This is a genomic window from Nannocystis exedens, from assembly GCF_002343915.1.
Classification (GTDB): Bacteria; Myxococcota_A; Polyangia; order Nannocystales; family Nannocystaceae; genus Nannocystis; species Nannocystis exedens.
Genome location: NZ_NETK01000001.1, coordinates 2,670,051 through 2,695,462 on the forward strand (window position 1 = coordinate 2,670,051; position 25,412 = coordinate 2,695,462).

Genomic DNA, 25,412 nt, shown 5'->3' on the forward strand with positions numbered 1-25,412 from the left:
GCTCCATCCTCGGGGGATGTCTTTTCGTCGTCCTCGGCTCCCCCTCGCCCTCACCCTCCTGCTCGCCTGCGGCGCTCTTGGCGACAAGAACACCGAGTCGACGACGAGCTCGACGACCTCGGCGACCTCGACCACAAGCAACTCCAGCACGCAGGACGCGACCGCCTCGATCGGCTCGACCAGCGCCACCGCGACGTTGACCGGGGGCGCCACGACCGGGGCGACCACCGGCCCGACCAGCGGCGACGCCAGCAGCACCGGGGGCGCCTGCTCGAAGCAGACCGAGCCGTGCAACGCCGGTCAGCAGTGCTGCGACGGCCTCACCTGTTGCGCCGGCGTGCCGGTCCCGCCCGGCGAGGAGTTCTGCAGCGACAATTGCCCGATAAGCGATCGCAACGCCAAGACCGACCTGCGAGCCGTCGATTCCGGCGACATCCTGAGCCGCGTGGTCGCGCTCGACATCACGACCTGGCGCTACAAACAGGACGCGCCCGACGTCCGCCACCTCGGTCCGATGGCGCAGGACTTCAAGGCCGCGTTCGGCCTGTGGAACACCGACCGCATGATCTTCCCGCTCGACGCCGCCGGCGTGTCGCTGGCCGCGATCCAGGGCCTGTACCACCGCCTCGTCACCGCCGAGGCCGAGAACGACGAGCTGCGGGCTCGACTCGACCGCCTCGAGCGCCGCCTCGCCGCCCTCTCGCCCGCGCAGCCCTGAGGTCCGCAGGGGACGTGTCCGACCTCACGGCGATGGATCCTTGGGACATGTCCTGAAAGATCGGCGGCGTGGAATCTTGGCGGTACCTCGCACGTAGGGCGCCGTCAGCATGGAACCGAGCAAGCTCTCCGCCTCCCTCGATCTGCGACCCTTCGGCCTCCTCGGCGTCGGCGTCGCGCTGGTCCTCGCCACGTACATCGCCAGCAGCACCTGGGAGCGCGTCCGCGTACGCCCGCAGGTCCGCACGATCCAGGTCACGGGGTCGGCCAAGAAGCGTATCGTCTCCGACTTCATCGAGTGGACCGCGACCGTCGAGGCCAGCGCCGAGGGCCGCACCGAGGCCTATCGGGCGCTCCACGACAACGCCAAGCGCACCGAGGAGTTCCTGATCCAGCGCGGCGTGCCGAAGGACCAGATCTGGCTGTCCTCGGCCAGCGTCGACCCGTCGTACGAGACCCAGTATCACGGCACCGGCGACAGCCGCATCGAGAAGCAGGTGCTCACCGGCTACGACGCGGTGCAGGAGATCAAGGTCCGCTCCAACGACGTCGCGCTGGTGGAGAAGATGTCGCGCGAGGTCACCGAGCTGCTCGAGCAGGGCGTGACCGTCAGCTCGGACGCGCCGGAGTACTTCTACACCAAGCTCGGCGACGTCAAGATCGAGATGCTCGCCGAGGCCTCGCGCGACGCCCGGACCCGCGCCGAAAACATCGTCGCCTCCGCCGGCGGCGCCGAAATCGGCGCCCTCCGCACCGCCGACATGGGCGTCATCAACGTCAACCCCGCCAACTCCACCCAGGGCTCGTGGGACGGCAACAACGATACGTCGTCGCTCGAGAAGGACATCATCACCATCGTCCACGCCACGTTCGAGCTGAAGTAGGGCTACACGGGGTTTGAATTTTTTAAGATGGTTTTCAGGCAAGCGGTCCGCGAGAGGCGAGACCGCTTGCGGCACGTACGCGCCGACCTCGAGCGCGGGTGCCGCGCGACGAACCGGCGCCCTCGTCGTCCCGCGGCCGGGCATGCCGATGTCCCAGACCGCGGCGGCCTCCCTGGCTCGCTTCTGCTGCTGCAGGCGCTTAATATAATCCTCCGTGGTGGCGAAGTGCTTGTGCCGCGCGTGGGCCTGCAGCCGCAGCGGATCGAGCCCGCGATCCGCGAGGATCGTCAGGCACGAATGCCGTATGACGTGCGGCGACGTCACCGGCACGCCGGCCTGATGCTGCAGCCGGCCGCAGCCACCTGTCGACGACGGCCGGCGCCAACGCCCGGCCGTTCGGGCCGCCCAAGGCGGCGAGGCGTCGGCCGAGGCGAGCCGTCCCCTTCGTAACCGTTGAGCCCGCTGTCTCGTCGCGCCCGGTTCGACTCCTGCGGAGCTCACGGAGTGGCCAAGCCAGGGGTCTGCCGCCGACAATTGTGAGCGATAACGCGCCGTGCGATGATGCGCTTGCCAGGCCACGCCGATCCTTGTGAGCGTCTGCGCGCTGTGCGAGGATGCGCGCTCACGCCAAGCCGGAGCCCCATGAGCCGTCGCCGCCGAAAACTCGCTCTCTTCCCCACGGGCGACGGGCTGCCCCAGGCCGACGATCCGGCTCTTCCAGGGCCGGTGTCCGGCTCTGCGCACTCAGCGCTCCGATGGCCGCAGGCTTCGGCGTTGCTCGGCTCGGCCTGGTCCGTCGCGCACACCACGCACTTCGGCATGACCGATCCGGGAAAGCTGCGCGCCATCAACGAAGATGCCTTCCTGGCGGATGGTCGCCTCGGCCTGTTCATCGTCGCCGATGGCGTGGGTGGAAGGCCCTTTGGGGGCCTCGCTGCTGGCGAGGCCGTGTCCGTGCTCTGGGAGCGGATCTGGCATGAAACCAAGGCGAGAGGCGCCTCGATGCCCGGGCAAAACGCGAGCTGGGTCGGTAGCGAAGCCATCGTGAAGATCGAAGGGGTCGTCCGCACGGCGATGCAGGACGCTTCTCAAAAGCTCCGCGCGATGGCGAAGGTGGATGGTCGATATGCAGGGATGTGTACGACGGCCTCGGTCGTCCTCGTCGCCGGCGAGGTCGCGGTGGTGGGACAGGTCGGGGACTCGAGGGTGTATCACGCGCGCGGCCCAGAAATCCGACAGGTTACTGAAGACCACACCCTGCTCAACCTGCGGATCAAGCAAGGATTCGCATTGCCGGAGCATACGCGCGGCCGAAGATCGCCTATCACCCGAGCGCTCGGCCTGGCTGACGAATTGGAGGTCGACATTTACGCCGTACCGGTCGCGCGAGGAGACCGGCTGCTGCTGTGCTCCGACGGCTTGCACGAATACTTCGATCGCGAGAAGGTCCTGCGGCGCCTGTTTCAGCTCGACATCCAAGCCGCCGCCCCCGCCGCTGTTCGACATGCCCGACGGCGCGGCGGACGGGACAACATCACTGCGCTCTTCGTGGAGATCCTCGGGCCGGGTTAGCTGGCGCTGCGACGCCGAGCGGGCGCGCTGAAGGCCTTGGCGCGCGCCTGATCGGGTATGTCGAGCTCGTTATATGTAGTGGTTGGGCCTGCAAGCGTGCAAAGGCCGACGACGCTTCACGCGGCTGAAGCCGTCGTGGAGCTTGTAGAGACGGCGGGTGCTCCTCACCGACTCCGGACAGACGGTGCTCGTGAGTCGTTGGCTTTACCCGCTCCTTCAGATCGCGGACGCGCGCAGTCGCGTGATCGAGAAACGCATGCCATGGGGCCCAGGATTCCGTCCTCGATGGGTGTCTATCAAACTCCAGCCGCGGCTAGTCCGGATTTCTCACCACGGGAAGGAATTCCGGCCGCACTTCCCGAGTTCGAGCGGGTGTGAAACGATTGCTGACCACCCAGGGGTACGGCCGGAACACGACAAGTGTCGACGCCGGCCGAAATCCGAGGCGCAGCGCCGATGAGGCGTCAACGGTCAGCGGATGAGGATCAAGCAGCGCGTCAAGTTTTCGGCGAACGCTGGCGGGTCGGGTAGAGGGAGCGCGGCCGCCAAAAGGTGAGCGCTGAGAGGTAGCGACTCTCAGCGCTCGGTGTCGTAGCCGGCCGTACCCCAAAGGACAGCCAACAAAGAAGCGACGGCAGGAGGGTACGGCGAGGGCTCGGGGAAGTCCAGCGGAGTGCGTGGCCGGGCACGTGGTCGATCGAGGACGAGAGCCAGCGACTGTTCAACTGCGGGAGGTGCCGGCGGCAGGTTTCGGTGTGCCGGGCCTGCGACCGCGGGCAGCGGTACTGCGGGAAGGACTGCGCGGCCCAGCAGCGGCTTGCGTCGGTGCGGGCGGCGAGGCGGCGTTACGCGCGGAGCATGCACGGCCGGCGGATGCACGCGAGGGCCGAGGCGAGGCGGCGCGCCGAGCGGCGGATGAAGATCGTGATGGATCACGGTCTAGCCACATCGGAGCCGGCGCCGATGCTCGACGAGCAGGTGGCCGAGGCCGGCGTGGTGCTGGTCGCCATCTGCGGAGACGAGGACGATCGTGAGTCAATCAAGATGGAGAGCGCTGCTGCGGATCTGCGAGCCGGACCTGCAAATCCTGGTGATCGACGGCGAAGGGGATCGGCTGAAGGCCCGGCTGCCGCTGCACAGCGAGCACCCGCGGGCGCTGATGACGGTGCTGGAGGGGCTGGCGATGTGGCAGGGCCAGCGGCTCGACGCTGTGCAGTATGTGGACGCGAGGGGTCCGGATTACATCGACTGGGCGTTTCCCAACGCCGATCTTCGCGGGCACCGCAGCCCGCTCGTGGATTTTTCTACGCGGGTGCACGGCGGCGCGCGGAGACGGATCCGCGGCGTCGGTGACTTTCGGCAGCTGCGCCTTCTCGGAGGTGACGTGTGAAGACGCGGCCCGAAACCGAGGCGGAGATTGTCCGCCTGCATCACGCGGAGGGCTGGCCGATCGGGACGATCGCCGAGCAGCTCGGCGTGCACACGAGCGTCGTGACGCGCGTGCTCGGCCAGGCCGGCGTGGTGCCGGCGGTGACGATGCCGCGACCGTCGAAGGTCGACCCGTACCTGCCCTTTATCCGCGAGATGCTGGAGAAGTACCCGCGGCTGCGGGCGAGCCGGCTGCTGCAGATGGTGCAGGCGCGCGGGTACACGGGGAAGTGCTCGCGCTTCCGCGAGATTGTCGCGTCGATCCGGCCGCGGCCGAAGGCCGAGGCGTACCTGCGTCTTGCGACCTTGCCCGGAGAACAGGGGCAGGTCGACTGGGCGCACTTCGGCAAGCTGCGCATCGGTCGGGCCGAGCGCCCGCTGATGGCCTTCGTCATGGTCCTGAGCTGGTCGCGGATGGTGTACTTGCACTTCTTCTTCGACGCGCGCATGCCGAGCTTTCTGCGCGGGCATCAGCTGGCCTTCGAGACATTCGGCGGCGTGCCGCGCGAGCTCCTGTACGACAACCTCAAGAGCGCGGTGCTGGAGCGGGTCGGCGACGCGATCCGCTTCAACGAGACGCTGCTGCGCCTAGCCGGTCACTACCGCTTCGCGCCGAAGCCCTGCGCGCCGGCGCGGGGCAACGAGAAGGGGCGTGTGGAGCGGCGGATCCGCTACATCCGCGACAACTTCTTCGCCGCGCGCACCTACGAGGATCTCGACGACCTCAACGCCCAGGCCGCCGACTGGTGCGCGCGGATCGCCGCCGCACGCCCGTGCCCGGAGGATCGCGCCCGGACGGTCGGCGAAGTCTTCGCCGAGGAGCGGGCGCGGCTTCTGCCGCTGCCCGAGACGCGCTTCGCGTGCGACGAGGTCGTGCCGGTGCACGTCGGCAAGACGCCGTACGTGCGCTTCGACCTCAACGACTACTCGGTGCCGCACACCCACGTGCGCCGGCAGCTCGCGGTGGTCGCCGATCCGGACACCGTGCGGATCGTCGACGGGACCGCCGTCCTCGCCACGCACCCGCGTGCGTGGGGCCGCGACGAACGCGTCGAGGATCCTGTGCACATCGAGACGCTCGTCGCCGACAAGCGCGCCGCGCATCATCACCGCGGCATGGACCGCCTGCAGCACGCCGCGCCGCACAGCCGCGGCTTCCTGCATCGCTGCGCCGAGCGCGGGCAGAACCTCGGCAACGTGACCTGGCAGCTCGGGCGCCTGCTCGACCAGTACGGCGCCGCGGAGCTCGACGCCGCGCTCGCCGAGGCCAACGCCCGCGAACTCGTCCATCCGCCGAGCGTGCGCCAGCTGCTCGAGCGGCGACGCGCCGACGAGGGGCGGCCCGCGCCGCTGTCCGCCGAGGTACCCACGAACCCGCGGCTGCGCGACGTCGTCGTGAGGCCGCACGCGCTCGACCTGTACGACCGGCTGCGGCCGAAGGATGAGGAGGGTGACGATGGCTCTCGCACCTGACGATGCCCTGCGAAGGCGCGCTCTGGGTCTCGGCCTGCATGGCTTGTACGCACGCTGGGATGAGGTCGTCCGCGAGCCGTGGCTGCGCACCGTCCTCGACATCGAGGAGCACGAGCGAAAGCGTCGCAGCCTCGAGCGCCGCATGCTCGCCGCCAAGCTGACCGCGATGAAGCCGATCGCCGACTACGACTGGAAGCACCCGAAGCTCGACCGCGCCCTCGTCGACGAACTCTTCGAGCTCGGCTTCATCCGCGAAGCCGTCAACGTCGTCTTCCTCGGCCCCAACGGCGTCGGCAAGACCATGCTCGCGCAAAACCTCGCCCACCACGCCGTCCTGCAGGGCTACACCGCCCGCTTCACGACCGCCTCCGCGATGCTCGGTGACCTCGCCGCGCAGGACGGCGCCGCCGCGCTGCGCCGTCGCCTGCACCGCTACGTCAAGCCCGCGCTGCTCGTCGTCGACGAGCTCGGCTACCTGCCCTACAGCAACCGCTACGCCGACCTGCTCTTCGAGGTCGTCTCCCAGCGATACACCAAGGCGCCGGTCGTGATCACCACCAATCGGCCCTTCAGCGAGTGGGCCGCCGTCTTCCACAGCGCCTCCTGCGTCGGCACCCTCCTCGATCGCCTCTGCCACAAGGTCGAGATCGTCGAGATCGCCGGCGAATCCTGGCGCCTCAAGGAAGCCAACGAACGCACCTCCCGTCGCCGTAGCCGTCCGCCAAAACCCCCAGGCTGACCGCCCGCAGCCAGCTCCCGCATCACGTCCACGCCGGCGCTGTGCGCCGGCGATTTGCGTCGGCGTCCGACACCGGCGCTACCCACCGGCGCCGGACACCGGCGCTACGCTGCGGATCGTGGCCGGCGACAACAACAAGGTGTATCCGCACCGAGTTCGATTTTCAACCGGCCGGGCGGAGGCGTGTCGAGGCCGCCTTCGACGCCGGGCGGGTCAGCTCGGACGGCGGCCTGCTGTTGCTGCGCGAGCTGACCAAGAGTTCAGGTGTGTTTCGGGACTTCGCGGCCTGCTTCCGGGACCACCGCGACCCGAGCCGCATCGAGCAAACCGTCGAGGAATTGCTCGCGCAGCGCGTGCTGGGCCTGCTGTGTGGTTACGAGGACCTGAACGACCACGACGTGCTCCGCGACGATGCCTTGCTCGCGCTGGCGATAGGCAAGGCCGATCCGACCGGCGAGCAGCGCAAGCGGGTGCGCGACCGGGGCCATGCGCTGGCGGGCAAGAGCACGCTGAACCGCCTGGAGCTGGCGAAGCCCACGGTGGCCGGCGACGAGCGCTACAAGAAGATCAGCTACGACGACCACGGCATCCAGCGCCTCTTCGTCGACACCTTCCTGGCCGCGCACGATCGGCCGCCCGCCGAGATCGTCCTCGATCTCGACGCGACGGACGACCCCGTACACGGCAAGCAGGAGGGTCGCTTCTTCCACGGCTTCTACGACAGCTACTGCTACCTGCCGCTGTACGTCTCCTGCGGCGACTTCATCCTTGGCGCCGCGCTGAACACCGCCGACAAGCAGCCAGTCAGCGGCGCGGTCGAGGAGCTCGAGAGGATCGTCAGTCAGATCCTCGCTCGCTGGCCGGCCGTCCGGATCATCGTGCGCGGCGATTCCGGCTTCTGCCGCGACGAGGTCATGCGCTGGTGCGAGGACAACGGCCTCTTCTTCGTCCTCGGCCTGCAGAAGAACTCGCGCCTGATCGCCGAGATCGAGGACGAGATGACGCAGGCCCGCACCACCTCCGAGCAGACCGGCAAGGAAGCACGCGTCTTCAAGGACTTTCGCTACGAGACCAACCGGACGTGGTCGCGAGAGCGCCGGGTGGTCGGCAAGGCCGAGTACACGACGGACAAGGAGAATCCGCGCTTCGTCGCCACCAACCTCTCGCAGGACGAGTACGACGCGCGCTCGCTCTACGAGGACCTCTACTGCGCTCGTGGGGACATGGAGAACCGGATCAAGGAGCAGCAGCTCGGCCTCTTCGCCGACCGCACCAGCGCCCACACGCTGCGCGCCAACCAGCTCCGCCTGTGGCTGTCGTCCGTCGCCTACATGATTCTCAACGAGCTCCGCCGGATCGCCCTCGCCGGCACCGAGCTCGCCCACGCCCAGGTCTCCACGATCCGCACGCGGCTGCTCAAGATCGGCGCCATCGTCACCGCCTCGGTCCGCAGGCTCCGCGTCTCCCTAAGCTCGGTCTTCCCGCTCCAGCACGTGTGGTGGCGCGTCCTCGAGAACCTCCACCGCCATCACGTCATGAGACGCTGACGGCCTCGACATCCGTCACTCAAAGGGCGCGCCGCGCTGCGCGCCGGGGCTCGTCTGTCCTTATGCGCAGGTCACCCCAAACGCGCAGCCGGCTTTGTAATCCATCTAACAGCTCGATCTCGCGCCAGCAGTGGGCGTAACGAGCGCGCCTCCCGGCTCACGTCGACGGCGTCCAACACCCTTCCACCAAGCCCCCTGACAGGCGCTTGGCGGGCCCCCACCCATCCGTGGTGAGAAATCCGGACTAGTCCGGATTTCTCACCACGGGAAGGAATTCCGGCCGCACTTCCCGAGTTCGAGCGGGTGTGAAACGATTGCTGACCACCCAGGGGTACGGCCGGAACACGACAAGGTGTATCCGCACCGAGTTCGATTTTCAACCGGCCGGGCGGAGGCGTGTCGAGGCCGCCTTCGACGCCGGGCGGGTCAGCTCGGACGGCGGCCTGCTGTTGCTGCGCGAGCTGACCAAGAGTTCAGGTGTGTTTCGGGACTTCGCGGCCTGCTTTCGGGACCACCGCGACCCGAGCCGGGTCGAGCACACCGTCGAGGAACTGCTCGCGCAGCGCGTGCTGGGCCTGCTGTGTGGTTACGAGGACCTGAACGACCACGACGTGCTCCGCGACGATGCCTTGCTCGCGCTGGCGATAGGCAAGGCCGATCCGACCGGCGAGCAGCGCAAGCGGGTGCGCGACCGGGGCCATGCGCTGGCGGGCAAGAGCACGCTGAACCGCCTGGAGCTGGCGAAGCCCACGGTGGCCGGCGACGAGCGCTACAAGAAGATCAGCTACGACGACCACGGGATTCAGCGCCTCTTCGTCGACACCTTCCTGGCCGCGCACGATCGGCCGCCCGCCGAGATCGTCCTCGATCTCGACGCGACGGACGACCCCGTACACGGCAAGCAGGAGGGTCGCTTCTTCCATGGCTTCTACGACAGCTACTGCTACCTGCCGCTGTACGTCTTCTGCGGCGACTTCATCCTTGGCGCCGCGCTGAACACCGCCGACAAGCAGCCAGTCAGCGGCGCGGTCGAGGAGCTCGAGAGGATCGTCAGTCAGATCCTCGCTCGCTGGCCGGCCGTCCGGATCATCGTGCGCGGCGATTCCGGCTTCTGCCGCGACGAGGTCATGCGCTGGTGCGAGGACAACGGCCTCTTCTTCGTCCTCGGCCTGCAGAAGAACTCGCGCCTGATCGCCGAGATCGAGGACGAGATGACGCAGGCCCGCACCACCTCCGAGCAGACCGGCAAGGAAGCACGCGTCTTCAAGGACTTTCGCTACGAGACCAACCGGACGTGGTCGCGAGAGCGCCGGGTGGTCGGCAAGGCCGAGTACACGACGGACAAGGAGAATCCGCGCTTCGTCGCCACCAACCTCTCGCATGACGAGTACGACGCGCGCTCGCTCTACGAGGACCTCTACTGCGCTCGCGGAGACATGGAGAACAGGATCAAGGAGCAGCAACTCGGCCTCTTCGCCGACCGCACCAGCGCCCACACGCTGCGCGCCAACCAGCTCCGCCTGTGGCTCTCGTCCGTCGCCTACATGATCCTCAACGAGCTCCGCCGACTCGCCCTCGCCGGCACCGAGCTCGCCCACGCCCAGGTCTCCACGATCCGCACGCGGCTGCTCAAGATCGGCGCCATCGTCACCGCCTCGGTCCGCAGGATCCGCGTCTCCCTAAGCTCAGTCTTCCCACTCCAGCACGTGTGGTGGCGCGTCCTCGAGAACCTCCACCGTCATCACGTCATGAGACGCTGACGGCCCTCGCCGTCCGTCACACAATGGTGCGCTGCGCTGCGCGCCGGGATTCGTCTGTCCTTATGCGCAGGTCACCCAAAACGCGTAGCCGGCTTTGTAATCCCTCTTACAGCTCGATCTCGCGCCAGCCCCGGGCGTAACGAGCGCGGCCTCGCGGCTCACGTCGACGGCGTCCAACAACCTCCCGCCAAGCCGCTTGACAGCCGCTTGCCGGGCCCCACCTATCCGTGGTGAGAAATCCGGACTAGTGCTCCGACCGTAGCGTAGCGATCAAAAACCATGCGCGAATTTGCGCTCTGTCCGAGATTCTGATCTACGGGTGCCATGAGGCGGAAGAAGCCACGACCCCGGTTCCCCGGACTCAAGCTCAAGGACGAGGATCGAGAGCTCCTGCGGCGAAAGGCTCGGGAGCGGCAAACGGAGCGGACCTGGAAGCGAATACGCATGCTGCAGATGTTGGACGAGGGGAAGTCGCTGGCGGCGACGGCGGCAGCGGTTGGATCGGCGGTCCCATCCGTTCGGCGGGTTGGAGAGCGGTATCTCGCCGCGGGCGTCGAAGTCGCGCTCAAGGACGCGAAGCGGCCGATCCCGCCGCGGAAGCTCGACGCTCGGCAAGAAGCGGCGATCGTCGCCATGGTCTGCGGGCCACCTCCCGAAGGACGCGCTCGGTGGACAATCATGCTCATCGTCGAGGAGTGCATGAAACGCAAGCTCGTCGAGCAAGTCGGCCGGGAGACGATCCGGGTGTTGTTGAAGAACCACGCGCTCAAGCCGTGGCGGGAAAAAAATGTGGTGCGTTCCCCAGATCGACGAGGAGTACGTCGCACGGATGGACGACGTCCTCGACACCCTGGCGCAACCAGCCGACGCGTCGGAGCCGGTCGTCGCCCTGGATGAACGACCGGTCGTACTTCGAGACCCCGCTCGACCTGGCCGGCCAGCCTCACCTGGCCGCATGGCTCGCCAGGACTATGAATACGTGCGGCGCGGAACCGCAAATGTCTTCTGCATCGTCGAGCCCAAGGCAGGACGCCACCTGACCTACGCGACGCCCAACCGCACGGCGAAGCAGTTCGCTCGGGCTCTCCGCAAGATAGCCCAACGATATCGTTCGGCGTGGACGATTCACCTCGTCATGGACAACCTCAATACCCACCGCCAGAACTCGTTGTGCATGGCCTTCGGCGATGATGCGGGGCGCGAGCTATGGAGCCGCTTTACCGTGCACTATACTCCCAAGCACGGGAGTTGGCTCAACCCTGCTGAGAACGAGGCGAGCTTGTGGTCACGTGAATGCCTTGGACGTCTCCGGATCGGCTCTCTCACCGAATTGCGCCGTCGCACGTCCTTGTGGAACAAGGACGCCCACCGGCGACGGCGGAAGATCACTTGGCGGTTCACCAAGGAGCAAGCCCGAGCGGTGTTCAAACTCGACCAGATCTCTACGTCGCGGTCGGAGCACTAGCTCGCCTGTGCGGCGCTTCAGCCGGATGGCACGGTTCGTAGCCAACTAAGAGACGCCGATGGACACGAACTCCGGGAGAGTACGACGAGGACGAACTCGTCGCGGACGGACGCGCCGTCGACGAAGAGGTTGACGACCGCGATTCGTCGTGGGAACTCGACCCTGATTTTTGGAGTGATCTGTACGATCTGCCCGCCCGGCGCCACCCGTTCAAGCCGGCGACCGCGCCGTTCACAGGGCAGGCCTCCTTGTGGAGCACGCCTTCCTGTGTTGATCTATTCGCGTCATGATCGCCCTCGTCCCCCTCGCGCGCCCTGCCGAGGTCCTGCTCTGGGCCGCCCCACTCCCTGGCGAGTCCGAGTTCGTCCTCGAAGACCCGCTCGCGCTCGACTACCTCGGCCAGCAGGTCGGCTATTTTCTCCTCCCGGCGCTCACCACCCGCAGCGGTCAGGCCCAGTACTTCGCCGTCGTCCTCTACGGCCTCGATCTCGCCGAGCGCGCTCTCAAGGAATACGGCCTGCCCGACGACGATGACGAGCGCCGTCGGCTGTTCGAACGCTGGGAGCGGCTATGGGCGCTCGCCACCCTCGAATCGCGCAACGGTTCACTCGGCCGTGGACACCCCGACGCCATGCGCGGCGCTCGTGGCGTCAGCAAGGCCTGGTTCTCCGGCGAAAAGCCGCTCCCGCGCGATTACCCGCTGATTTCTCGCCAGAGCGAGCTGAGCGGCCTCGGCGCGTACCTCGTCCCGCTCCGCGACCTCGGCCTCGTCTACCCCGACAGCCTGCGGATCACCCCGGCCGCCACCCCGATCGTCGACGCCTTCTGGGGCGAGCCCGGCACCATGCACATGCAGCGCTTCGACAACTGGGCGTTGCACGTCCTCGCGCCGGCCACCGCTCGCATCGAGCGCAAGTTCCCAAACTTCCGCCTCGCCACCCTCGGCGAGCGCTCGCGCCTGACCAGCATCCTCGGCCGCAAGCCCCAGCAAGATCCCATCTTCGAGGCCGTCGTCGAGCGCGCCCCGCCGCCGACCCTCGCCGTCGCCCGCCTCGTCGAGCAGGGTCCGCAGGAATGCAACCCGCTCTCGCATTACCCTTGCCCTGCAGGCGAAGGCTGCTACCTGAACTACGGGGGCAACCCGGACCCTGTCATTGAGGTGTCTTGCTCCGATCTTCCAAAGGGGGCTGGCGTCGGCTCCTCGTATGGATCGGGCCCAGGCGTCAACTGTGAGCGCGGACTTGCCTGTGTCGCCAAGGAATTCGACCCCGCTTGCGAAACGTTGCCCGAGGACGAGGGGTGCTGCCAGCCGCTCTGTGACCTTGGTGCACCCGACGCGTGCGAAGCTGGCCGCACCTGCGTCCCCTATCAGGATCTTCTTTCTCGTCTTGAACTTCTGCCGAGCTCGGATTCCTCGGGTTCTGCATCCCGTCGTGGGCCTGGCCTTGCATGACGCAGAGCGAGTTTGTCCACGCGAAGAGGCCCGCCCGGCGCGCTGGTGGAGTTCGACCTCCGGGAGGTCATCTGCCAGCTTGTCGGCCGACGACCCAGCCGTCGACAACCTCGAGCTCGAGCTGCGCTGACTCGGCACGCCGAGCGAGAACAATCATGGGTACCCGAAGCTGTTTTTGGGCAACTTTTGGGGCAACCCGAGGCCACCCGCCGCAATCCGCGCCCTCGCCCGCTCTCCCAGAAGGCCCCCAAAGTGGAGATCCGCGGCGGTTTGCGGATTGGGGGCATTTGGGGGAGCGGGCTAAGCCATGGACATCATCACAATTGTCCACGCTACGTTCGAGATGGCTCCTCACGCGCGAAGCGGCCGGCGCCGCGAGGCCGGCCGTTCGTGGCGGGCCGTTCACTGCGGATTGATGACCTTGAGGCGGAGCCCGCCGGGGTACGCGTAGGACGTCACCGCGGTGTAGCCGACCTGGTAGATCCCGAACGGCGCCGCGCTTTCGGCCAGGTGAGTGCCTTCGCCGATCTTCCAGTCGGCCACCTCGTAGTCGCCGACCGTGTAATAGCCGGACACCACCACCCCGTCGACGAGCACGTCGGGCGCGCCGACGTCGCGGACCACCTGCACGTAATTGGGGTTGTAGCCGATGCCGGTGACGAACACGTAGCGGTCGAGGAACTGCTCCACCGGCACCATTTGATACGACGCGGGGTCGCCGGTGCCGGCGCCGCCGTCCTGACCCTCGAGGTATTGCACCGGCATGAACGGCTTGTCGCCGGTGAAGATGAAGCTCGACTGCGTGCTGAATTGATAGAACTTGCCCTTGTCGAGCGTGACCGGGAAGCCGGGCTGCAGCGGCTCGGTGGTGATCGTCGTGTTGTCCTCGCTGGCATACACGCGCCACCAGTAGTCCTCGCTGCCGCGCTTGGGCGCGTGGGCGCCGACGTACTTCAGGCCCCAGTACTCGATCGGGATCATCTGCTCCTCGATGTGGTCGCAGAACGTCACGTTGGCCGGAATGTTGACGCACTGGACCGCGCCGACCACCCAGCCCGGCTTCGACAGCGTCACGATCGTGCCGGACACGTCGTTGGCGCCGCCGCTGACCTGCAGCAGGTCGTAGTCGTTGACGGTGATCATCCCGGTCTGGTTGGCGGCGACCGCGGGCACGCCGCCGCCGGCCAGCGTCGGCGTCGGCGGCGTCCACGTCACCACCGTGCCGTCCTCGACGCCGATCACGTTGAAGTAGGCCGGCTGGCCGGCGCCCAGGCTCGGGGTGAACGCGGCGATGATGTAGTTCTTCTGCTGCGCGTGGTCGGGCAGCAGCATCGACGAGTCGTTGTGCGCCTCGGCCTCGATCGGCGAGTGCTGGTAGGCGACCACGGGCACGTTGCTGACGACCTTGAAGGTCGAGTCGACGCGGAGGGTGCTGCCGGTGCCCGGCTGCGGCGGCATCGTCAGGTCGAACTTCGCGCTCTGGCCGGGCGGGACCTGGATCGGGCCGGCGACCATCTGCTCGGCGCCGCCGCTGTAGAAGTACATCGCCACCGTCGCGGTCTTGGTCTTCGACACGTTGCCCACGGTGATCGCCGTCGGCTCCTCGGCGAAGTTCTGCATCTTGTTGCCGCGGAACACGCAGCCGACGCTGCTCGGGTCGCTCTTGATCAGCTCGCACAGCTCCGTGCAGCCGCCGATCGAGCACTCCTGCGTCGCGCCGCACGCCACCGGCGGCTCGAAACCGTCGCCTTGGGCGTTGCAAGTCTTCTCGGCGTCGAGGCCCTCGCACACCGTCTGGCCGGGGTTGCACAGCTTCGCGGTGCACTGGTCGCCGACGCATGACTGTCCATTGGGGCAGGGCACCGGCTCGAAGCCGCTACAGTCGTCCTTGCAGGTCAAGAGGCCGCCGGGGTCGCAGCCCTGGGTCTCGCCGGGCTGGCACGAGCAGTTCGCGCCGGTGGTGTCGGTGGTGTCGGCGGTGTCGCTGTCGCTGTCGGTCAGCGGGCTCGTGGTCGCGGTCGTGGTGGTGGTCGTGTCCGTCGTGGTCGCGCTGGTCGTCGTCGGCCCGCTGCTGGACGCCGACGTCCCGGTCATCCCCGTCGTCGGGCTGTCGGTCGTCGCGTCGGTCGTGACGCCCGTCGAACCCGTCGTGTCGAGGGTCGTCTGGTTGGTCACCGTCGACACCTGCGTCGCGGAGACGGTCGGCTCGGCAGCGTCGTCACCGCACGCGACAGGGACGAGGAGAGTGAGGATGAGGGCGCGCGTCGTCGAAGAGTGCTTGGGCACAGGATCGACGACCGGCGGCGGTTTCACCCGTCGGCCGCAGGTGCGCAACCTCCCACGTCCTCGGCGAAGCACACGTCACTCGTGCGAACCCGAATTCGCGCCTCGGGTCCGCGCCTTGGCCGGCCCAGCGACGCGCCTCGCCGCGACGCCACGGAGCAGCCCGTGGAGGCCGCGACCCTCGACGCGCACGGAGCTGTCACGTCCTGTTCGCCGCGCAGGTTCCCACCGACGCCCCGGCCCCGCTGCTCACGCACGCGTGGGATGTCTTCGTGACCCCATCGTGAGCCCTGCTCGCCACCCCACAGGACGCCAGGCCCGTCATGCCCTCGACGACCGCCTGGACGCGAGCCCGCGCGAAGCGTTTCCGAGGCAGGGACCCTGGTTCATGCACCTACTCGCCGCGGTCGTCCTGGGGACGCCGGCGAGGACCTGCTCGAGCGCCTCCATGCTGACGGGCTTCGCCAGGTGGGCGTCGAAGCCGGCCGACCTGGCCATGGTCGCGTCATCGGGCTGCGCGTAGCCGGTCGGGGCGACGAGGGTGGAACGCCGGAGCTCCTCGTCGGCGCGCAGCGCCCGGGCCACCGCATCACCGTCCATGTCGGGCAAACCGATGTCGCACAACACGATGTCCGGACGGAAGACCGCGCCTTCTCGCGCGCCGCGCGCCCGCGGTAGACGACGGCGACGTCGTGTCCGTCGAGCTCGAGCACCGCGCGCAGGCTGTCGGCAGAGTCGACGTCGTAGCCCCCAACATGATCTCCGGCCACTGCCGTTATGCGTCAGCAAGAGGCCGCCGGGAACCACGGCGGGAGACGCGGCGTTCGGGCGACGCCGAGGACCTGCCGACCCGACGCCATCAGCGAGGTCGGCCGCTCGGGCGGTGAGCAGGTGGAGCACGACCAGGACGTGCCGCCGCAGCACGCGGTGCCGAGATAGGTGGAGATGGTCTCGCAGCCCGACCGGGCCGCCGGGGATGCTATCATATGATCAGCATTTCGCACTTGCCGTCGATCCACGTGCAGAACTCCTGCGTCGCCATGCAGACGGCCTCGTCGTCGATCTGCCTGCAATCGAGCATGCACTCCGACTCCTCCGGCGGCCACATGCACAGCGGCGTCGCCTCGCAGGTCGGTTGATCCTCGATCGTCTGGCAATCGGGCACCGCGCCGGTGTCCGTCCCGGTGACCATCGTCGCCATGGTCGGGTCCATCGTCGTGCCGGAGCTCGTCCCTGTCGTCGTGCTGTCGGTCGCGTCCGTCGTCGTCGCCGCCGTCGTCGTCGTCGGCGCCGTCATCTTCTCGTCGTCGCTACAGGCCGGTGCCGCGGCCACGGCCGACACCGCAAGGAGCGCCGGCACGCAGAGTCTTCGTCGGATGTCGCTTGACACCCCGCCAGGGTAGCACACTCCGGGGTCGCCGCGCCGCCCTGCGGGTGCGCCTCCTGCGACGAAAAGAGCCACGCTCCACGTCGGTGCAGTGGCGGCATGAATCGAGCGAGCGGACTTGCTCGTGAAGCCGTGCGAGCTCACGGCCCTGGCCCTCGCGCCCGGCAGCACGCCGCCGAGTTACCTGTCCCATCGGACAGGCATCGAGCAGATCGTCACGACCGCGGCCCGCCGCGCCTTGATGCCGTAGCGCGGAGCGGTGAGTTCTGCGCTGGCGCGTGCGCGCGAGAAAAATCTGGGCTGCGCACGAAACCATCGGGCCGTCGCCCGGGACGGCCGAGAAAGGTCTCGGAACGCCGGCATGATCCACGGGCGGGAAGGTCGACGCTTCCTGAGCACCCCTATGTATCCAACCATTTGTCTTCGCACCTGTTTGTTCTCCGCTGTCCTGGCGATCGCCCCGAGGGGAGTCGACGCGCACGCCGTCGGTCCGAACGTCCCATTCGCTGCAGCGACCCGCGCCGCACCCGCGCCTCAGGAGGCCCCGTACCGGGCTCTCGTGGCGGCGCGGCACCCCGCGCGCGGCGTGCCCTCGCTGTTGCTCGCGGCCGACGGCCCGCCGCCGCCGGCGAGCAGCGCCGAACAGGCGGCCAGGCTGCACCTCGAGCAGCAGCGCCAGGCGTACGGCGTCTCGCGCGAGGCGCTGGCTGCCACCCGTGCCCTGTTCACGCACGACGTCGGCCGCGGCGGCGTGCTCGTGGCGCTGCGCCAGAGCGTCGGCGGCATCGAGTTGTTCGGCAACGACATCAAGGTCCTGCTCGATCGCTCGCACCGACTCGTGGCCATCTCCGGCAGCCCGCATCCGGCCGGCGTCGCGGCCCCGCTCGTCCCGTCGGCGCCGGCGAAGACCGCGGCGATCGCCGCCGCGCTGCGCGAGGTCCACGGCATGGCCGTCGAGCCGAATTGGTTCGTCGCCGACGATACGCCGCGTTCGGACGACTTCGAGCGCTTCGTGCTGGGGACCCGCGAGACCGGCGGGCTCGAGCTGCGCCGGCCCGCGCGCGTGAAGCCGGTGTACATCCCCGTCGGCGACGCGCTGGCGCCGGCGTACCTCGTCGAGGTGCAGTCCTTCACCAGGGAGCAGCCCGAGTCCGCCGTCCATCAATACGTGATCGCCGCCGACGACGGCCGCGTGCTCTGGCACCGCGAAGCCACCGCGCACGCGGGCTTCCAGTACCGCGGGTTCATCGACGACGACGGTCGCCCGCTCGACGGTCCGACCGAGGACTTCACGCCGTACCCGTTCGACGCCCCCAATCCCGAGGACCAGACGCAGCAGTTCGTCGAGCCCAACCTCGTGACGATGGAGGGCTTCAATCACAACCCCGACGACAAGGCCGACCCGTGGCTGCCGGCCGACGCGACGCAGACGTACGGCAACCACGTGGACGCCTACGTCGATTTTCACGACCCGAGCGGGTTCCAGCCCGCCAGCGGTGAGTTCCGCGCCGGCGTCAGCGCGCCCGGCGTGTTCGACTATATCTTCGACACCGCCGGCGAGCCGCTGGCGAACGAGGTGCAGGCGACGGCGGCGATCGTGCAAGCGTTCTACACCACCAATTGGCTGCACGACTGGTGGTACGATTCGGGCTTCAAGGAGGCCGCGGGCGCGGCCCAGTTCGACAACTTCGGCCGCGGCGGGATCGACGGCGATCGCATGCGCGTGGAGGTGCAGGACGCCGCGTACGCGGAGAAGCGCGACCGCGCGACGATGCACACGCCCTTCGACGGCGAGTCGCCGTGGATGGAGCTGGCCCTGTTCAGCCCGAAGAGCTACACCGCCGGCCTCACCGTCCCCGAGCTGGGCGCGTCGTTCACCGTCAAGCCCGCGGTGTTCGGGCCGAAGGTCTTCGACTTCTCCGCCGAGCTCGTGCTCGCGGACGACGGCGTCGGCACGCCGTCGGACGCCTGCCAGCCGCTCGTCAACGACGTCGCCGGCAAGATCGTGCTGATCGACCGCGGCGGCGGTTGCATCTTCGTCCCCAAGGCCGAGACCGCGCTCGCGGCCGGCGCGGCCGGCGTCATCCTCGTCAACAACAAGCCCGGCGAGGGCTCGTTCCGGCCGGGCCGGGAGGTCGGCGCCCCGAACCCGCAGATCCCCACCGTCGGCCTGTCGATGGAGGACGGCGCGACGCTCAAGGCCGCGCTGCTGAACGGGCCGCTGGTCGCGGACCTGAGCGGGCTGACCACGCCCGACCGCGACGTCGCGCTCGACAACCTCGTCATCGCCCACGAGTACGGGCATTACATCCACCACCGCCTCGTGGCCGCCGGTAACCTGCAGAGCCTGGCCCAGAGCGAGGGCTGGAGCGACTTCATCGCCCTCCACCTGGCCCTGCGGCCAGACGACGACCTGGCCGGCGCCTACGGCCACGCCAGCTACATCGCCCCCGCCGGGGGGCCCTGGTTCGGCCTGCGGCGGTTCACCTATTCGACCGACACGAGCAAGAATCCGCTGACCTTCCGGCACATCCAGGACGGCGAGCCGCTGCCCGACAGCGCGCCGAGGCAGGCGAGCACGTCGCCCAATTCGGGGGTCCACAACGCCGGCGAGGTGTGGGCGACCATGATGTGGGAGGTCTACGTCGCGCTGCACGAGCTCCACGCGGGCGACCTCGAGTTCGACGCGGTCCGCCGGCGGATGTCGGACTACGTCGTCGCCGGCATGATGCTCGCGCCGACCCAGCCGACCTACACGGAGCAGCGAGACGCGCTCCTCACCGCGATCGGGCAGCACAGCGTCGACGACTTCGTCACCGCCGCGCAGGCGTTCGCGCGCCGGGGCGCCGGCACCTGCGCCGTCTCGCCGCCGCACGACTCGGAGGACCTCGTCGGCGTGGTCGAGGACTTCGAGGTCCGCCCGCAGGGGGCGCTCGTCGCCGCCAGCCTCGACGACGCGGTCGACTCGTGCGACGGCGACGGGCTGCTCGACGCCGAGGAGTCGGGGCGGCTGACCGTCACCGTGCGCAACTACGGCGCGGCACCGCTGACCGGCGCCACCCTCGAGGTGCTCGGCGCGCCGGACAACTTGTCCCTCGGGCCAGACAAGTCGATCGCCGTCCCCGAGGTCGGCCCGCTCGCGGAGGTCGAGGTCAGCTTCGACGCCCAGCTCGCGGCCGCGAGCGGCGCGACGCCGCTGACGCTCACCGTGCGCCTCAACACCCCCGGAGGTTGCGAGGCGAGCACCGACCTGCTCCTGCCGACGGCGCTCGACGCCGACCGCACGCCGGCGGGCGGGAGCGTCGACGACGTCGAGTCCGCCGCCACGCTGTGGACGATCGGCGGGACCGGCGGCGAGGCCGTGTGGTCGCGCGTGCCGTCGGCGACCTCCGGCACGATCTGGCACGCCACGAGCTCCAACACCGTGAGCGACACCTGGCTCGCCTCGCCGCCGCTGAAGGTCTCGCCCGATCAACCGTTCGTCGTCGGCTTCGAGCACATGCACGCGTTCGAGGTGCGGGTCGATCCGATGCTGACCTTCGTGGACGGCGGGGTGATCGAGATCTCGCGCGACGGCGGAGTGACGTGGGAAGACGTCGCGGCACACGTGAAGACGAGCCCGTACACCGCGCCGATCCTCGGCGGGCTGAACCCGCTGTTCGGCGAAGGCGGCGTGGTCGGCTTCAACCCCTCGTACCCGCAGCGCGACCCGGTCTCGCTCGACTTCGGGACGTCGTTCGCCGGCGAGACGGTGCAGCTGCGCTTCCGCGTCGGCACCAACCCGACCACCGGCGGACACGGCTGGGACCTCGACAACTTCGAGTTCGCGGGCATCGTCGACGGTCCGTTCCCGCAGTGGATCGACGACGACGGCGAGTGCGACGACCCGTCGCCGACGACGACCGGGGACGACACGGGCAGCGACGACGACTCGTCCGCCACCGGCGCGAGCGACACGAGCGACGAACAGCCGAGCGGCGAGGACGGTTGCGGCTGCTCGGCCGACGGCGAGCGCGGGCCCGCGGCGCTGCAGTTCGCGCCGCTGCTGATCCTGGCGGCGCTGCGCCGCCGCTCCCGCCGCGATCGCTGACCCGCGAGCGCGTCGACGGCTCCCCGCGGCCGCGAGCTCGACGGGCTCGCGGCCGCGAAGCGCAGGCGCACGCCCGGCGATCCGCAAAATGACGGCACCAATGCCGATCGTCCGCCGGGAGCAGCACGTGGGCCGACCTTCCTGCTCGTCCTGGTCCACCGCCGCCGCATGGTCGCGCACGTGTTCCGATGTTCGGGCAGCGCCGTCACGCCGGCAGCGATCCACCCGCGCCAGACGCCTCGCTCCTCCGACTTCCCATCCGCGTCCGTCCTCGACTTCCGGGCGGCCTGGTCACCCCTCGAGGTCGGGTGCGTCGCGACGCCGCCCGTCGCCGCTTGGAACGTCGTACGGCTGGAGCCGTCTCCGCTGCCGCGCGTGGACGCGCCTGCGAGTCTCTCTCCCCGGGCGGGCCGACCCGGAAACAATCCGCGGCCTTCGCCCACGCCGAGCGGCGCCCCGAGCCACGGGATCGTGCGACACTCCGCGGCTGGCGAACGCGGCCCTTGCGCCGCATCGCCTGGAGGCACGACATGGATCGCCATGAAAGTTCGAACACCATAGATCCTCGGCTCGAGGCGCTCCTCGCCAGCGTCGGGAGGTTGGCCGAGGTCGTCCGCGCCGACGACCTCGATCCCTCACCGCTCCGCCACGATTGGGGCGCCCACGACCGACAGCTCGACGAGGTCCGTCGCCTCGTCCGTGACGAAATCTTGCCCGCCGCCGACGCTGCGCTCGCCGTCGCGGCCGACCCGGAGGCCGCACGTGTTCGCCAGTTCTGCGCCGACGTGCTGGGGGACGCCGCGGGCCTCCTCTGCGCCGCCCGCGACCACGAGGCCGCGATGGCGACGGTGACCGCCGCGGCGCGGCTCGGCGCAGGAACCGAGGCCGGCGCGCTCGCGGCCGAGGGCGTCCGCGACCTCGAGAACTTCACCCAGCTCATCCGCGCGTGGTGGCTCGTGCGTCACCAGCGACGCGACGAGGCCCGGCTCCTCGCGCGCAAGCTCAGCGGCCTTTCGCTGCTGCCGACGCTCGTCGCCTCGGCCCGGGTCATCGTCGACGCGCCGGAGCCGCTCAAGCGTGCGCCCGTCCTATTCACCTTCAACGGTTGCGGCGTCCGGGTCTACGGCCAGCGCGACGTCCGGAGCGACGGCACCTATGTGACGACCCGCTACGCGACGTTCCTCTTTGTCCCGCTCGTCCCAATCGACGCCTATCGGGTCGCGGCCGCGGACGAGGGCGGTTATTACATCCTCCACCGCGAGCCGCTCTCGCGGGCGACGAGGACCTGGCGCTGGCTCTTCCTCGCCTCGCTCCTGGTGGCGGCGCTCTCGGTCGCGGCGAGCCGCTATTTCGGCTCCCCCGACTATCGGCTGGCCACCGCGATCGCGGAGATCCAGCGCGAGGAGCCTGGCGCCGAGCGGGAGGCGCTCCTGGGCCGCTACGAGGCCGCCCTCGCCGAGTTCCCCGAGGCCGGCATCGACACCGCGTTGCCGGCGATCGAGGCGATCGTGCGTCTCGCCACCGCCGACCTCGCGGAGCCGCTCACGGTCGCCGAGGTCCCGCGGCTCAAGCGGGTCATTCGCCGGTTCGAGGCGCTCCCGCGGTCGGTTCGCGGGGAGCGCGGCACGCAGCCGATGGTCGCCCGGATCGAGGCGCTCGCCGCCCAGCTCGGCGAGGACTCGGACGAGGCCGTGGACGCCCAGATCCGCCTCCTCACCGACGCGCGCCGCCTGGTCGACGGTGCGGAGAGCGAGCGGCTGGCCGGCCGTCAGCGGGCGCTGCGGCTCGCGCTCGCCGGCCGGATCGCCGACGCGTGGCCGCTGCGGGCGATCCGGATCTACGCCGCCAGCGCCGACGATCCGCAGGCCGTCACCGCCGCCGCCGCGCTGATCGACCGCCTCGACGACGGGCCCTCGCAGTGGCTCGAGCTCGCGGACGCGATCGAGACCTGGCTCGGCGCCGCGCGGGGTCTCGGCAGCCTCGACGCCGCCGTGGCGCGGGCCTCCGAGCGCCTCCGGGCCGCCCGCGGGAGCCTCACCGAGCCCGGACGCGCCGAGCTCCTCGCCGGCGGCGACGTCGAGGCGCTCCGCGCGGCCCTCGGCGCTGCCCCCGGCGACCAGGCGATCGCGGTCGCGCTCGCCCAGGCGCAGCGCGGCGCCGGCGACCTGGAGGGGGCGAGCGCGACGCTGACGGCTTTCGGAGGGCCGGGCCGCCTCGTCCTCGACGGTCAGGTCGCGCTCGCCAGCGTGTGGTCCGAGCTCGGCCGCGTCGACGAGGCCGAGTCGCTGCTCCGCCGGGTCCTGATCGATCGGCTCCCGGCCTTCGAGGACGCGCGCGCGGCCTACGTCGAGGCCCGCACCGAGGAGACCCAGCGCTTCGTCGACCGCGCCCGCGCCGGCGATCTCCCGCCCGATCTGGCGCAGCGCCTGGACCGCGCGCCCGAACCGGAGCAGGCGGTGATCTTCACGCAATGGCTCGAGCAGCAGCTCGCCGAGAGCTGGGAGCTCAAGCCGCTCCTCGCCGCCTACACCGCCGCCGCCGAGGTCGTGCCGGTGGCGCTCCTGCTGGGGACCATCCAGCTCCAGCGCGCGGGCGGCCTCGAGGGCGAGGCCCGCGCTGCCGCGCTCAACGCCGCCGAGCAGACGTTCCTCTCGATCCAGGCCGAGGCCGAGGGCGTGCCGAGCTATCACCTCGGGCTCGGCGAGGTCTATCACCGCCTCGGCAAGCGAGACGAGGGCGATCGTGAATTCGCCTCGCTCCTCGCCGCCGACGACCAGGCGATCGCCCTCGAGGTCGCGCACGCCTATCGCGGCCTCGGGATGAACGAGCGCGCGCGCTCGCTCAGCGAGAAGGTGTACGCCGCGGCATCGTCGCCGATCCGCGAGGGCGCGGCGATGCTGCGCTCGCTCCTCGCCACCACGCTCGAGGAGCAGCGGACATGGGTCGAGCGCTCCGACCTCACGAACCCCGGGGTTCGCCGCAAGCTCGCCTCGATCGAGGCCGAGGAGTTGATGACCAAGGGAGCGTGGGCGCAGGCCGATCGCAAGCTCGCCGAGGTCCTCGAGGGGTACCTCGCCGAGGCCGAGACCCAGGGCAGCTCCGCCAACAATGCCGCGGTGACGATGCTCCAGCGCTATCACTGCACCGGCGAGCGCCGCATGCTCGACGAAGCCGTCCGCGTGCTCGAGAAGAGCCGCCGCCTCGCCCCCGACAGCGCCGTGGTCGTCAGCAACCTCGCCGGCGCCGTCGACGTGCTGGCGGCCGTGACCCTCGCCTCCGCGTGGGTCGACATCCAGCGCCTGCCGCTCGGCCAGAGCGAGGCGAAGGACGTGCTCGCGGCGCTGGCGCGCGGACGGACGCGCACCGCCTTGAACCGGCGCGTGCGCGAGGAGCCGCTGGTCCAGCGCGCGCTCGATCTATACCGCCAGACCGCGATCCTCGCCCCGCGCGGCCCCGATCCCTACGAGAGCGAGGGCAGCTGGTTCGACCTCGCCGAGGATGTCGACGCGCTGCGCGAGCTCCTCGCCCGAGTCGAGCGGCTCGAGAGCCTCGACAGCAGCGACGCGGTCGTCGCCCGCGAGCGCCACCTCCGCGGCGACGACGACGAACTCACGCAGACCACCCTGAGCACGCTCCTCGGTCGGCTCGATCTGCGGATCGCCAAGCTCGACCGGCGCCGGCACGGGCCGACCCTGGCGGCAGCCACCTTGCTGCGCGGGACCTACCTCGAGACGCAGAGCAACTTCGACGGCGCCGAGCGGGCCCTCGAGGCCGGCGCCGCCTACCACCTGGCCCACGAGATCTGGCCGGCTCTCGGCAGCCGCGCCGACGAGACGCGGGCGCTGGTCACCGCCGCCGGGCACCGGGCCGCGCGTGATTCGTCGGAGTTCGGCGCGGTCTGGGCGGCCGAGCTCCGCCGGATCGGTATCACCAATATCCTCCTCACGCTCGCGCGTGCCCCCGAATCGGCGAACGCCGCCGCGCTGCGGGCCACGCCGGAATTCGGGCGCGCGCTCGCCAGCCTCGGCGAACGCGGGGAGGAGGAGCTGCAGCTCCTCGACTGGGCGGTCGCCACGATCGGCCGCGACGCGGCGCACGCGGAGCGGGCCCGCGAGGCGCTCACCCGCGAGAGTCGGCGGCTCCTCCGGCGGCTCGATGCTCGCCTCGATCCGGGCGATGCGCGGACCAGCGAGCTCCTCGCGCACCTCGACGCCCTCACCGGCGGCTGAGCGTTCGTCCGGAGCCGGACGAGCGGCGTGCGCCCTCGGTCGATTCGAGCGGCGCATCGTCGCGCCGACACGGCGGCATCGGGTCGACCTCGAAGCCGTCGCGTCGGGCGACTCGCGGTCGCTGCGGTCGAGGCCGTCCCGCTCGTCGATGGCGAACCGCGTATGCTCCCGCGCATGCGCACCTTCTGCCTGGTCTCCCTGTCGATCGCCCTCGCCTCGGGCTGTGGCCCGTCGCCCGGGACGACGAGCGGCACCACCTCGGACGAATCGTCAGGCGGAGATCCTGCCCCGACGAGCATGTCCGATGGGACATCCACCGCGGAGACGGACACCGTCGGCGTTCCAACCACCGAACCGGCGTTCACGACCACCACCGCACCGAGAC

At 69.7% G+C, this 25,412-nt stretch carries 17 protein-coding genes; 14 read left to right on the plus strand and 3 right to left on the minus strand.

Translation table 11 applies throughout. The features are described from left to right. Nucleotides 1–16 precede the first annotated feature (16 nt). From NAEX_RS52030 to NAEX_RS10465, 11 genes are all read left to right on the plus strand, one after another. On the plus strand, nucleotides 17–718 hold the full coding sequence (locus NAEX_RS52030) for a tail fiber domain-containing protein (protein ID WP_211302388.1): 702 nt from the start codon (nucleotides 17–19) through the stop codon (nucleotides 716–718). Nucleotides 719–827: 109 nt separating this feature from the next. Further along, a complete protein-coding gene (locus NAEX_RS10420) occupies nucleotides 828–1,601 on the plus strand; it encodes an SIMPL domain-containing protein (protein ID WP_096327357.1) in 774 nt (257 codons plus the stop codon). A 774-nt stretch (nucleotides 1,602–2,375) separates the two neighbouring features. Beyond that, on the plus strand, nucleotides 2,376–3,173 hold the full coding sequence (locus NAEX_RS10425) for a PP2C family protein-serine/threonine phosphatase (protein ID WP_211302389.1): 798 nt from the start codon (nucleotides 2,376–2,378) through the stop codon (nucleotides 3,171–3,173). Nucleotides 3,174–4,203: 1,030 nt separating this feature from the next. Continuing rightward, nucleotides 4,204–4,563, plus strand: a complete 360-nt coding sequence (locus NAEX_RS10430; protein ID WP_096332370.1) for a hypothetical protein — start codon at nucleotides 4,204–4,206, stop codon at nucleotides 4,561–4,563. Next, nucleotides 4,560–6,074, plus strand: a complete 1,515-nt coding sequence (istA, locus tag NAEX_RS10435; RefSeq protein ID WP_096327359.1) for an IS21 family transposase — start codon at nucleotides 4,560–4,562, stop codon at nucleotides 6,072–6,074. The genes NAEX_RS10430 and istA overlap by 4 nt, the downstream gene beginning before the upstream one ends. After that, nucleotides 6,058–6,813 carry an IS21-like element helper ATPase IstB gene (gene istB / locus NAEX_RS10440; protein WP_096333575.1) on the plus strand — a complete coding sequence of 252 codons (756 nt, stop codon included), beginning with the start codon at nucleotides 6,058–6,060 and terminating at the stop codon, nucleotides 6,811–6,813. Before istA ends, istB begins: the two co-directional genes overlap by 17 nt. A 143-nt stretch (nucleotides 6,814–6,956) precedes the next feature. Continuing rightward, a complete protein-coding gene (locus tag NAEX_RS10445) occupies nucleotides 6,957–8,360 on the plus strand; it encodes an IS1380 family transposase (protein ID WP_096333576.1) in 1,404 nt (467 codons plus the stop codon). Nucleotides 8,361–8,677: 317 nt separating this feature from the next. Next, a complete protein-coding gene (locus NAEX_RS10450; RefSeq protein ID WP_143825747.1) occupies nucleotides 8,678–10,120 on the plus strand; it encodes an IS1380 family transposase in 1,443 nt (480 codons plus the stop codon). A 453-nt stretch (nucleotides 10,121–10,573) separates the two neighbouring features. Then, a complete protein-coding gene (locus NAEX_RS54440) occupies nucleotides 10,574–11,017 on the plus strand; it encodes a helix-turn-helix domain-containing protein (protein ID WP_476703776.1) in 444 nt (147 codons plus the stop codon). Further along, nucleotides 10,908–11,585 (plus strand): IS630 family transposase, encoded by a 678-nt coding sequence (locus tag NAEX_RS10460; protein WP_096327361.1) that lies wholly within the window; start codon nucleotides 10,908–10,910, stop codon nucleotides 11,583–11,585. The genes NAEX_RS54440 and NAEX_RS10460 overlap by 110 nt, the downstream gene beginning before the upstream one ends. A gap of 286 nt (nucleotides 11,586–11,871) precedes the next feature. After that, entirely contained in the window at nucleotides 11,872–13,038 is a 1,167-nt protein-coding gene (locus NAEX_RS10465; protein WP_096327362.1) for a hypothetical protein, read from the plus strand. A 402-nt stretch (nucleotides 13,039–13,440) separates the two neighbouring features. Here the strand turns inward: NAEX_RS10465 and NAEX_RS10470 are convergent, their stop codons facing one another. From NAEX_RS10470 to NAEX_RS10480, 3 genes are all read right to left on the minus strand, one after another. Beyond that, the gene (locus NAEX_RS10470) at nucleotides 13,441–15,324 is read right to left on the minus strand and encodes an IgGFc-binding protein (protein ID WP_100793576.1); all 1,884 of its coding nucleotides are present in this window, start codon (nucleotides 15,322–15,324) and stop codon (nucleotides 13,441–13,443) included. A 318-nt stretch (nucleotides 15,325–15,642) separates the two neighbouring features. Beyond that, nucleotides 15,643–15,948 carry a response regulator gene (locus NAEX_RS10475; protein WP_096327364.1) on the minus strand — a complete coding sequence of 102 codons (306 nt, stop codon included), beginning with the start codon at nucleotides 15,946–15,948 and terminating at the stop codon, nucleotides 15,643–15,645. Between the two features lie 355 nt (nucleotides 15,949–16,303). Then, nucleotides 16,304–16,681, minus strand: a complete 378-nt coding sequence (locus tag NAEX_RS10480; RefSeq protein WP_096327365.1) for a hypothetical protein — start codon at nucleotides 16,679–16,681, stop codon at nucleotides 16,304–16,306. Between the two features lie 145 nt (nucleotides 16,682–16,826). On the opposite strand from NAEX_RS10480, the gene NAEX_RS53750 reads away from it, so the two are divergent. The 3 genes from NAEX_RS53750 (at nucleotide 16,827) to NAEX_RS10490 (ending at nucleotide 25,027) form a co-directional block, all read left to right on the plus strand. Beyond that, complete coding sequence (locus tag NAEX_RS53750; RefSeq protein WP_256254130.1) at nucleotides 16,827–16,958, plus strand: hypothetical protein; 132 nt, start codon at nucleotides 16,827–16,829, stop codon at nucleotides 16,956–16,958. Nucleotides 16,959–17,267: 309 nt separating this feature from the next. Beyond that, a complete protein-coding gene (locus NAEX_RS10485; RefSeq protein ID WP_170135624.1) occupies nucleotides 17,268–20,798 on the plus strand; it encodes a M36 family metallopeptidase in 3,531 nt (1,176 codons plus the stop codon). Nucleotides 20,799–21,328: 530 nt separating this feature from the next. Next, on the plus strand, nucleotides 21,329–25,027 hold the full coding sequence (locus NAEX_RS10490; protein WP_143141530.1) for a hypothetical protein: 3,699 nt from the start codon (nucleotides 21,329–21,331) through the stop codon (nucleotides 25,025–25,027). Nucleotides 25,028–25,412 lie beyond the last annotated feature (385 nt).

What these genes read in the sequence shown, in the direction of transcription:
- NAEX_RS54440 (WP_476703776.1), top strand. Translation starts at nt 10,574, where the DNA reads ATGTTGGACGAGGGGAAGTCGCTGGCGGCGACGGCGGCAGCGGTTGGA.
- NAEX_RS10460 (WP_096327361.1), top strand. Translation starts at nt 10,908, where the DNA reads ATGTGGTGCGTTCCCCAGATCGACGAGGAGTACGTCGCACGGATGGAC.
- istB (WP_096333575.1), top strand. Translation starts at nt 6,058, where the DNA reads ATGGCTCTCGCACCTGACGATGCCCTGCGAAGGCGCGCTCTGGGTCTC.
- NAEX_RS10465 (WP_096327362.1), top strand. Translation starts at nt 11,872, where the DNA reads ATGATCGCCCTCGTCCCCCTCGCGCGCCCTGCCGAGGTCCTGCTCTGG.
- NAEX_RS52030 (WP_211302388.1), top strand. Translation starts at nt 17, where the DNA reads ATGTCTTTTCGTCGTCCTCGGCTCCCCCTCGCCCTCACCCTCCTGCTC.
- NAEX_RS10490 (WP_143141530.1), top strand. Translation starts at nt 21,329, where the DNA reads ATGGATCGCCATGAAAGTTCGAACACCATAGATCCTCGGCTCGAGGCG.
- NAEX_RS10420 (WP_096327357.1), top strand. Translation starts at nt 828, where the DNA reads ATGGAACCGAGCAAGCTCTCCGCCTCCCTCGATCTGCGACCCTTCGGC.